Here is a 5,994-nt window from a genome sequence, read left to right as displayed (position 1 = left end):
GATGAATTAGATGTAATCCATTTAATTGAGGAATTAGAAAGCTTGAGTAAAAGAGATAAAAACCGAGTCAGTAGCTTACTTGAACAAGTGATCAGGCATTTATTACTTTTACAATATTGGACAACAGAAGCAGAAATAAATCGGAATCATTGGCGAGCGGAAATTATCAGTTTTCGCACGCAATTAAGAAAATGTTTAACGACGAATTTACAGAATTATTTGGCTGAGGAATTACCGATAATCTATCAGGATGCTTTCGATTATGTTCAACAAAAAACTGGTTTTTCTGGCGATTTTCCCTCAGAATGTCCTTACAGTTTAGAGCAATTATTAGATAAAAATTGGTTCAACTGTGAAGATTAGACATTAAAGATGTTAAAATTATCAAGGAAAGCCGTTCTAAAACGATGGGTTTTTTAACCCAAATTTGCGATAATAAGATGCGCTCAAATTATCCCCTTGGCATCAATGCAGATTTTTAGTTCTTTTGTCTCATCTACGGCCACTTTTGCCGAATTATCCCTACAAGCAGCCAAGGCCCCTGTTGATACCCTCACCGGTTGGTCATTAGAGGATCGCGATCCGCAGGTGATCGAAAAATTTGTCCCCCTTCTGGATTGGTTTTATCACCATTATTTTCGCGTTAAAACCGATGGTTGGGAAAATATTCCCCCCTCAGGACAGGTATTATTCATCGGCTCCCATAACGGCGGTTTAGCGGCTCCCGATATGTTTATGATGATGTATGATTGGTTTCAGCGCTTTGGCAGCGAGCGCTTAGTCTATGGTTTGATGGATTCGCGAGTCTGGCGAGTTTTTCCATCCCAAGCGCATCTAGTGGCCCAAATGGGGGCCATTCATGCTCATCCGAAAATGGCGATCGCTGCTTTAAATAGTGGCGCTAGTGTCCTCATTTATCCCGGAGGTGCTACCGATGTTTTCCGTCCCCACAGTTTAAGAAATAAAATTCATTTTGCCGGTAATCAAGCTTTTGTTAAACTAGCTTTACAGTACGAAGTGCCGATTATTCCCGCCATTTCCCACGGCGCTCACTCGACCCTGTTTGTCCTCGACGATATTTATCCTCAATTAAAAGAATTGCATAAAAAGGGTATGCCTTGGCCCTTCGGTATTGACCCCGGGACTTGTCCCATCTATTTCGGTTTACCCTGGGGACTAGCTATCGGTCCCTTGCCGAATATTCCCTTACCCGTATCGATACAGACGCGGGTTTGTCCCCCAATTATTTTTGAACGTTACGGCAAAAAAGCGGCCCGAGACCGCCGTTATGTACGGGAATGTTATGAGAAAGTCTGTTATTTGATGCAGCAACAACTCGATCAATTAGTGGCGGCCAATTCTCCCTGATACTATACAGGAAAGTGGGGACAGAGCGATCCCCATTGAGGATTTCTGCGGTCAGATTGGCCCGCTTGTGAGATAATGAAGTGTTTTGAGCAAAGTTATCAGTACAGAGTTTTCTCTTGAGATTTGACGATTATTTGGGGAATGCAGAAAATTATGAAACTATTACCCGCAGAATGCCAGCATTTACAAGACAAAGTAGCCATAGTAACCGGGGCCTCGCGAGGGATCGGAAAAGCGATCGCCTTAGAATTAGCCAGCCAGGGTGCTACTGTAGTGGTGAACTATGCTAAATCTAGTAGTGCTGCCGATGCCGTTGTCGAAGCAATTACCGCGGCCGGGGGAAAGGCAATAGCTCTACAAGCAGATGTGGCTAAAAGCGAAGAAGTGGATAATTTAGTGGACAGTACCAAAGAAAAATTCGGTCATATTGATGTCTTAGTTAATAATGCCGGTATTACCCGGGATACCCTAATGTTAAGAATGAAATTAGAAGACTGGCAAGCGGTCATCGATCTCAATTTAACCGGGGTTTTTCTCTGCACTCGCGCCGTCAGTAAATTGATGTTAAAACAGAAAAGCGGCCGCATAATTAACATCACTTCTGTATCCGGTTTGATGGGTAATCCGGGTCAATCTAATTACAGCGCCGCTAAAGCTGGTGTTATCGGTTTAACGAAAACTTTAGCGAAAGAATTTGCCAGTCGAGGCATCACTGTTAATGCCGTGGCCCCCGGCTTTATTGAAACTGATATGACTCATGACCTCAAAGCAGATGAAATTCTCAAATATATCCCCCTCTCCCGTTATGGAAAACCGGAAGAAGTCGCCGGAATGGTGCGTTTTTTAGCCGCCGATCCCGCCGCTATTTATATCACCGGTCAAGTCTTTAACGTCGATGGTGGTATGGTTATGGCTTAATTCAGTTATCAGTGATCAGTTATCAGTGATTAGTTATCAGATTAAAGTGATAAGTTTTAAGTTTTAAATGATATTATTCACCGATCAATCTTCACTAATTACTGATTACTGATTACTGATTACTCTTCACTAATTACTGTTTACTGATTACTGAAAATGACTTACTGTTTAGGAATTATCAATCGTTTTGGCATTGTTATGGGGGCGGATTCTCGCACGAATGCGGGAGTCGATTATATCTCGGCCTATCGGAAATTATTTGACTTTTCGGTATCGGGAGAAAGAGTAATTATGGTCTGTACATCGGGCAATTTATCGATTAGCCAAGGAGTGATTCACGAACTAAAAAGAGATCTGCACAATCAAGAGGATAAAAATCTCCATTCTCTGACTCATCTCTACGATATCGCCCACTATATCGGTGATAAAAGTCGTCAAGTACAAGCTAGGGAAAGAACTTGGCTAGAACAAGATAATATTGATTTTAAATGTAAGTTTATTCTTGGGGGACAAATTAAAGGAGAAGAACCGCAATTATTCCTGATTTATCCCCAAGGAAATCATATTCAAGCCACCAAAGAAACGCCCTTTTTACAGATAGGTGAAACTAAATACGGTAAACCGATTCTCGATCGCACTATTACCTATGATACACCCCTAGAGGAAATGGCCAAATGTGCCTTACTTTCCATCGATTCGACCATGAAATCGAATATTTCCGTCGGACCGCCTATCTATTTGAGTATGTATGAAGCGAATAGCCTAAGCCTACGTCATAAGTTACAATTGCGCCTAGGAGATCCCTACCTAGCCAAAATGCGGAAACTCTGGGAGGATTACGTCCGGCAAGCTTTCGAGGCTATGCCCAATGTGGAATGGCATTATACCGATGAAGACCCCAAAGAGGATATCATAATAGATTAAGTAGCTCTTTTTAACTTAACTTTACAACTCGATGATCATTGTTACCTTGATGTTGGCAGGTAGTCTAGCTTGGTTTTTTAGCACCCTTGCTGGTGGGGGCAGCCCCCTGATTCTACTCCCCGTTTTAGGTTGGTTTCTCGATGCTGCCGTCATTCCTCCAGTTTTAACCACGGGGATGCTACTCGGTAACGTCCAACGCATGGGAATGTATTGGCGCGCCATTGACTGGCCCTCGACGGTGTGGTATCTACCCGGGGCAATTATGGGATCTACCCTCGGTGCTTTTGTCTTTGCCCATTTACAATTCAAATGGTTGCCGCTAGTTTTGGGAATTTTTCTGGTTTTCTCCTCGCTTAAACAATTATTTCCCCAAGAAGAAAATCCTTTTTTTGAGATTAAAACTTGGTATTTTATGCCCTCGGGATTTATCTACGCTTTCCTCTCAGGATTAGTCGGTAGTACCGGCCCGATGATGAACCTGTTTTATATCAACTATGGGCTAGTTAAAGAACCAATGGTGGCCACGAAATCCGTTCACATGGTAGTAGTTCATGTGGCCAAATTAATCGCCTACGCATCCTTTGGAGTTTTACATCTGCCCTTTCTCGGTTACGGTTTATTATTAGGATTAGCGGCCTGGCCGGGCAATTGGTTAGGACAAAAAGTTTTAGAAAAAATGAGTCCCCAACAATTTAAACAAGCAGTGATGTTATTCGTTTCGATGAGTGGCCTATTGATGATCTGGCGAGAACGCGGCATCGTCTTTTAAAATTTTGCTGACAAGGGGACAAATTTTGCTAAAATACTAGATAAAGGTGAATTGTATTAACCCCGTGTAATACGCCGATAACCGTTAAATTTGCTCCTTGATTAACCCCGCCACTGAAAATGACAGAAACCGCCAATTTTACCCTCGAACAAGGTTTAGAACGCTACCAACAGGGAGAAAGCGCCGCCAGTTTATTGCCAGAATTTAAACAATTAAGCGATCGCAGTCCAAAAAATGCCGCCGTTTGGTCCTGTTTAGCTTGGTTATATATGCTCACCGATAAACCGGAATTAGCCCTAAAAGCCGCCCAAAAAGCCGTTAAACTTGATAAAGTTTCCCCCCAAAACCGGATCAATTTGGTTTTAGCTATGTTGGAAACCAAAACCGCCGGAGTTAGGGAACATATCGAACTGGTGCAACAATTAGTTAGTTTAAACAAAGAAGTTCGCCAAGAAGTGGATGAAAATATCGCCGATGGTTTAGCTAGAAAACCGGACTGGAAAAGTTTAGAACGCGTCAAAGCTTGGTTAAATGAATAAGAATATGGAATTATCAAAACAGTTATTACTCGGCTTAAAAGCCAATGATTTTCGGCATCCCATCGACCTAGAGGCCACTAATTCCCTTAAACAGTTGCCTGGGTTAGATATAGCCGTGAGAAGTTTATTAGGTTCGGTTGCTGAGGAATTCTTTTACTTAAATAACATTGCTGCTAGTGTTTTGGTGGGGGAAAAACAATTACCCGACCTGCATAATCTCCTCCTAGAAGCTTGCCGAATTCTCGACTTAGAACCACCTCAATTATACATTCAACAAAACCCCGTTCCTAACGCCTATACCTTCGCCATGCGGGGCAAAAAACCGTTTATGGTGATGCACACTTCCCTAATTGAAATGCTGACTCCCGCAGAAATTCAAGCGGTAATGGCCCACGAATTAGGTCATCTCAAATGTGAACACGGCGTTTATCTGACTTTAGCCAATATTATGGTCCTAGCGGCGGGATTACTGCCCAATTGGGGGACAATGTTAGCACGATCCCTACAGGAGAGAATGTTAGCATGGGTGCGCTGCGCCGAGTTTAGTTGCGATCGAGCGGCTTTATTGGCAGTTCAAGACCCAAAAATCGTCATGTCGGTGTTAATGAAGTTAGCCGGAGGTTCCCCCAGTCTCGCACCTTTATTAAATTTAGAGGCTTTTATCGATCAGGCCAAGTCCTACGATGCCGTCAGCGCCTCGGAAATTGGCGAAATGTTAAAGGGTTTGCAAACCCAACAGTTAACCCATCCCCTCCCCGTCCTGCGCGCGCGAGAAATCGATCGTTGGGCCAGTTCCCCCGATTATCAAAATTTGTTAAAGGGTCCAAAAATGGGTTATAATGACAGAACTAATGCCAAGGGCGAATGGCGAAATTGGTAGACGCACCACACTCAAAATGTGGCGAGGCAGCCCCTCATGTCGGTTCGAGTCCGACTCCGCCCATCAAATTACAGTAATTTCTAGCTATTATGGTCTAGAAATATCCCAGAATATTAGCCTAGTTTAGATTTGATTAGTTTTTATCCTGATACTCATACCTGTATTAAGAATAAAATTATTTATCTCACACCAGGTCAGAATTTCTGGGTCTAATGTTTCCTTTTCTGGTGCATTGGGTTCTCCGATTGCCCAAACCACTAAATCTCTATTTTTTCTCCGTAATTGCTTAACATAAAATGGGTCAATATTGTCATCCATCAGATATTGCAACATCATAAACTTTGCCTTTTTGCTTGTCTTTCCGCTTTAATTTTCATTAATTTCTGTACGACAGTCGAAGGATTTTGTTTTGGTTACTCACGCATTTTTTGACCCCATTCTCACCCATCAGCTATGTAGGGTCTGCTGAAAAAGTTTTTCCTAGAAGCAGGGTGTAGGGTGTAGGGTGTGGGGTGTGGGGTTTTACCGATTTTGAGGGGGTCAATTACCTAATTTTCAGGGAAAAAGTACCTGAATTTCCCCCTGATCACTCCCAT

The 5,994-nt window shown here is 42.7% G+C and carries 8 protein-coding genes and 1 tRNA gene; 8 read left to right on the top strand and 1 reads right to left on the bottom strand.

Annotated elements, in window-relative coordinates; all coding sequences use genetic code 11:
- From IM456_RS01540 to IM456_RS01505, 8 genes are all read left to right on the top strand, one after another.
- Positions 1 to 363: DUF29 domain-containing protein (locus IM456_RS01540; RefSeq protein WP_287705323.1), on the top strand; the 363-nt coding region annotated here is incomplete at its 5' end.
- A 105-nt stretch (positions 364 to 468) separates the two neighbouring features.
- Positions 469 to 1,368, top strand: a complete 900-nt coding sequence (locus IM456_RS01535) for a lysophospholipid acyltransferase family protein (protein ID WP_287693124.1) — start codon at positions 469 to 471, stop codon at positions 1,366 to 1,368.
- Positions 1,369 to 1,509: 141 nt separating this feature from the next.
- On the top strand, positions 1,510 to 2,286 hold the full coding sequence (fabG, locus tag IM456_RS01530; RefSeq protein ID WP_149987157.1) for a 3-oxoacyl-[acyl-carrier-protein] reductase: 777 nt from the start codon (positions 1,510 to 1,512) through the stop codon (positions 2,284 to 2,286).
- 156 nt (positions 2,287 to 2,442) lie between these two features.
- Entirely contained in the window at positions 2,443 to 3,210 is a 768-nt protein-coding gene (locus IM456_RS01525; protein ID WP_061433336.1) for a proteasome-type protease, read from the top strand.
- 31 nt (positions 3,211 to 3,241) lie between these two features.
- Positions 3,242 to 3,979 (top strand): sulfite exporter TauE/SafE family protein, encoded by a 738-nt coding sequence (locus tag IM456_RS01520; RefSeq protein WP_149987154.1) that lies wholly within the window; start codon positions 3,242 to 3,244, stop codon positions 3,977 to 3,979.
- Between the two features lie 119 nt (positions 3,980 to 4,098).
- Positions 4,099 to 4,518: a tetratricopeptide repeat protein gene (locus IM456_RS01515; protein ID WP_002766728.1), complete on the top strand. Its 420-nt coding sequence runs from the start codon at positions 4,099 to 4,101 to the stop codon at positions 4,516 to 4,518.
- The gene (locus tag IM456_RS01510; RefSeq protein WP_287693123.1) at positions 4,511 to 5,398 is read left to right on the top strand and encodes a M48 family metallopeptidase; all 888 of its coding nucleotides are present in this window, start codon (positions 4,511 to 4,513) and stop codon (positions 5,396 to 5,398) included. Before IM456_RS01515 ends, IM456_RS01510 begins: the two co-directional genes overlap by 8 nt.
- Positions 5,377 to 5,461, top strand: a tRNA-Leu gene (locus tag IM456_RS01505). Before IM456_RS01510 ends, IM456_RS01505 begins: the two co-directional genes overlap by 22 nt.
- 60 nt (positions 5,462 to 5,521) lie before the next feature.
- Here IM456_RS01505 and IM456_RS01500 read toward each other — a convergent pair.
- Complete coding sequence (locus tag IM456_RS01500; protein WP_149987155.1) at positions 5,522 to 5,734, bottom strand: DUF5615 family PIN-like protein; 213 nt, start codon at positions 5,732 to 5,734, stop codon at positions 5,522 to 5,524.
- Between the last annotated feature and the right edge of the window lie 260 nt (positions 5,735 to 5,994).

Origin of the sequence: Microcystis sp. M079S1 (assembly GCF_020246425.1) — a bacterium.
In the GTDB taxonomy this organism is placed as follows: Bacteria; Cyanobacteriota; Cyanobacteriia; order Cyanobacteriales; family Microcystaceae; genus Microcystis; species Microcystis aeruginosa.
This window is presented reverse-complemented; position numbering and strand designations above follow the sequence as displayed.

Coding starts and splice junctions, on each gene's coding strand:
- IM456_RS01535 (WP_287693124.1), top strand. CDS start 469: ATGCAGATTTTTAGTTCTTTTGTCTCATCTACGGCCACTTTTGCCGAA.
- fabG (WP_149987157.1), top strand. CDS start 1,510: ATGCAGAAAATTATGAAACTATTACCCGCAGAATGCCAGCATTTACAA.
- IM456_RS01525 (WP_061433336.1), top strand. CDS start 2,443: ATGACTTACTGTTTAGGAATTATCAATCGTTTTGGCATTGTTATGGGG.
- IM456_RS01520 (WP_149987154.1), top strand. CDS start 3,242: ATGATCATTGTTACCTTGATGTTGGCAGGTAGTCTAGCTTGGTTTTTT.
- IM456_RS01515 (WP_002766728.1), top strand. CDS start 4,099: ATGACAGAAACCGCCAATTTTACCCTCGAACAAGGTTTAGAACGCTAC.
- IM456_RS01510 (WP_287693123.1), top strand. CDS start 4,511: ATGAATAAGAATATGGAATTATCAAAACAGTTATTACTCGGCTTAAAA.
- IM456_RS01500 (WP_149987155.1), bottom strand. CDS start 5,734: ATGATGTTGCAATATCTGATGGATGACAATATTGACCCATTTTATGTT.